We start from the raw sequence: 3,575 nt of genomic DNA, 5'->3' as shown, positions 1-3,575 counted from the left end.
AAGCCATCGCGCACATCAATGCCCAAGCCTGATCCACCACCAGACAAAGTGGTGATCATGCCAATTTTTGCGCCCCCAGCATAAGCCATGCTCGAAGCTGCCAGTGTCAGCGCCAATGCGCTCACTGCAAATTTCTTTAGATGTTTCATTTATTCCTCCCATTAGAAGTTACCAAAAACTGGCAACTGTTTTCGCGATCAAAAAGAAAGCTAACGAGGTGGTATCTTTTGTAAAGCTCAACGCGAAATAAACTGGCCTGTAGCCGCAGACCTATGTGCATTTGTTGAACTCGCTGAGGCGAAAAACAATTTCGTTTCTCGCTCAACCCTAACCCTTATCTCTCTTCTCATCCCATTTCAGTGTGCATGATTTTCAATATATTTCAATATTAAAATATCAAGCTTAAAACACCGTCCTACACAAGTGCGATCACGGTGCAAATTGTTGAACCAATTCAGAATTTTTGTCCGCCAAATCATCAATAACGTTGAAATGATGCTTTGACGGTTCTTCGTGCCATTCGGTTTGAACGCCAAATCCTGACCAAATCTGCGCCAGCAATTTATTCTGCCGCAAAAACTCGGGCCGCTCATTCCCCCCAACCCAACACATCAAGTCTGCATATTTGACAGGCCGCTGCAACGCCGCGCTTTGATCCAGTGCCTCATCTTCATCCAAAACGAGCTTTTCATTCATTTTTGTTTTCATCAAGGGGCGCAAATCATGCAGCCCTGAAATTGAAACGACCTTTTCAATTCGCTTCTGCACACTGGCCCTTAGAGGTGACTTTTCACAAATCTGGCGCGTCACCAAATGACCACCCGCCGAATGCCCAGACAGTCGAATTGGTCCAGCAACTCGTTGCGCACAGAACTCAATCGCATGGGCAATTTGATCAGACATCCGTGTTAAATGCGCTTCTGGTGCAAGTGTATAACTGGGCATTGCAACCGCCCAGCCATTGTCCACTGCCCCCTTTGCCAAATGCGACCATGTGGACTTGTCAAACGCCATCCAATAGCCACCATGCACAAATACGGCCAAGCCTTTTGGCGCTGATGTGGGCAAGAATAAATCCAAACGCTCACGCTCGGACTTGCCATAGGCAAGATCAATTTCCGCTTGACCCGAAGCGCTCATTTCATCGCGATATTGCGCTGCCAGCGCTGCCCAACGCGGCGGAAACTCGTCCGCCCCTTCAATGTAAGCACCATTGGAGTATGCGTCATCCCAATCTGATATCACCGGCTGCTTCATTCTATCGATCATTCCCTATTGGTTGCGCAAACCAACTCCAAAGGCAAGCATGGTTGCACCAATTTCGTTTCATATTCAGACACGAAATGAAAAATACTTCAAGCTTAAAATTTTGTGCTTGAAATATATTTTTCACGGTGCCATCATAACTTCAAATCGAGCAGGAGGAATTGATGAAGGTTGTATGTTTGGGCGGAGGTCCGGCGGCACTATATTTTGCGATCAGCATGAAACTGCGCAACCCTGCCAATCAAATTACCATTCTAGAGCGCAACAAAGCCGATGATACATTTGGCTGGGGTGTTGTTTTGAGCGATGAAACGCTCGACAATATGGCGGTCAACGACAAGATCAGCGCTCAAATGATCCGCGAACATTTCGCTTACTGGGATGATGTTGCGGTTCACCATCGCGGCACCAAAACAGTTTCAACCGGCCACGGGTTTTGTGGTGTGGGCCGCAAACAACTTCTATTGTCCTTGCAACAACGCGCCGCTGAATTGGGCGTTGACATGCAGTTCGAAACACAGGCGAAGCCCGCGTCCGAATATATGGATGAATATGATTTGGTGGTTGCGGCGGACGGTCTGAACTCCGCCACACGCACCGAATTTGCCGACCACTTCAAACCCGATATTGACGTGCGCGCCTGCAAATTTGTTTGGCTCGGCACCCACCAAAAATTTGACGACGCTTTTACCTTCATTTTTGAAGAAACAGAGCACGGTTGGGTTTGGGCACACGCCTACCAATTTGACGATGACACCGCCACTTTCATTGTGGAATGCAATCAAGAAACATTTGACAAATTCGGCTTTGGTGACCTGAACCAGCAAGAAAGCATCGCCCTGTGCGAAAAGATCTTCAAAGACCACTTGGGCGGCCACAGCCTAATGACCAACGCCAACCACATTCGTGGGTCCGCATGGATCAACTTCCCACGCGTATTGTGCGAAAAATGGCACCATGAAAATGTGGTGCTACTTGGCGATGCGTCAGCCACAGCTCACTTTTCCATTGGCTCTGGCACAAAGTTGGCGTTCGAAAGCGCAATCGCACTTGCTGAGTTCTTGCATACAGAACCAAACATGGAAGCGGCATTCCTGAAATATCAAGAAGACCGTCGTTTGGACGTGTTGCGCTTGCAATCAGCGGCCCGCAATTCGACCGAATGGTTTGAGCAAGTTGAGCGCTATCTTGATCTTGATCCCGTGCAATTCAACTATTCATTGTTGACCCGTTCACAGCGGATCAGCCACGAAAACCTGCGCTTACGCGACCCAGAATGGCTTAAATCTGCCGAAACTTGGTTCCAAACCCAAGCTGGCGCAAAAAACACCCATCGCGCGCCCATGTTTGCCCCGTTCAAACTGCGTGAGATGGAACTGAAAAACCGCGTCGTCGTTTCCCCGATGGCTCAATATAAAGCTGTTGGGGGCTGCCCCACAGATTGGCACTTTGCGCATTATGCGGAACGTGCCAAAGGCGGCGCGGGACTTATCTATGTGGAAATGACTTGCGTATCGCCAGAAGGCCGCATCACCCCGGGTTGCCCGGGCCTTTATGCGCCAGAACATGAAACCGCATGGTCACGTATTACCCACTTTGTGCATCAGGAAACTGAAGCCAAGATCTGCTGCCAAATCGGTCATTCGGGCCGCAAAGGTTCAACCCAAGTGGGGTGGGAAGAAATGGACGCGCCGCTGAAAGACGGCAATTGGCCACTCCTTTCAGCATCCGATATTCCATGGTCAAAAAACAATACCGCACCAAAGGCAATGGACCGCGCTGATATGGATATGGTGCGCGACCAATTCGTATCCTCAGTTGAAATGGCAGAACGATCAGGATTTGACATGATCGAATTGCACGCAGCGCACGGCTATTTGATCTCCTCGTTCATTTCACCAACTTCAAACAACCGCACAGACGAATATGGCGGTTCGCTCGAAAACCGCATGCGTTATCCGCTTGAAGTTGCCCGCGCCATGCTTGCTGCTTGGCCAGAAAACAAACCGATGTCTGTACGCATTTCCGCCACAGATTGGGTAGGTGATAGCGGCGTGACCCCTGAAGAATCCGTTGAGATCGCTAAAATGTTTAGCGAAACAGGCATCGATATTATCGACGTATCTGCAGGTCAAACATCCAAAGAAGCGCAACCGGTCTATGGTCGCATGTTCCAAACCCCGTTTTCGGACCGCATTCGCAACGACACGGGCCTTAAAACGATGGCGGTGGGCAATATTTACGAGCCAGATCATGTCAATTCGATCCTGATGGCGGGCCGCGCCGACCTTGTGTGTCTTGCGAGACCA

At 49.5% G+C, this 3,575-nt stretch carries 2 protein-coding genes; one reads left to right on the top strand and one right to left on the bottom strand.

The features are described 5' to 3' along the window. Positions 1-429: 429 nt before the first annotated feature. Positions 430-1,257: an alpha/beta hydrolase gene (locus Q0231_RS15415; RefSeq protein ID WP_299348918.1), complete on the bottom strand. Its 828-nt coding sequence runs from the start codon at positions 1,255-1,257 to the stop codon at positions 430-432. A 173-nt stretch (positions 1,258-1,430) separates the two neighbouring features. Between Q0231_RS15415 and Q0231_RS15410 the strand changes: the two genes are divergently transcribed. Then, the coding region (locus Q0231_RS15410; RefSeq protein ID WP_299348916.1) for a bifunctional salicylyl-CoA 5-hydroxylase/oxidoreductase at positions 1,431-3,575 on the top strand (2,145 nt) is incomplete at its 3' end.

Source organism: uncultured Maritalea sp., assembly GCF_937139385.1.
In the GTDB taxonomy this organism is placed as follows: domain Bacteria; phylum Pseudomonadota; class Alphaproteobacteria; order Rhizobiales; family Devosiaceae; genus Maritalea; species Maritalea porphyrae_A.
This window is presented reverse-complemented; position numbering and strand designations above follow the sequence as displayed.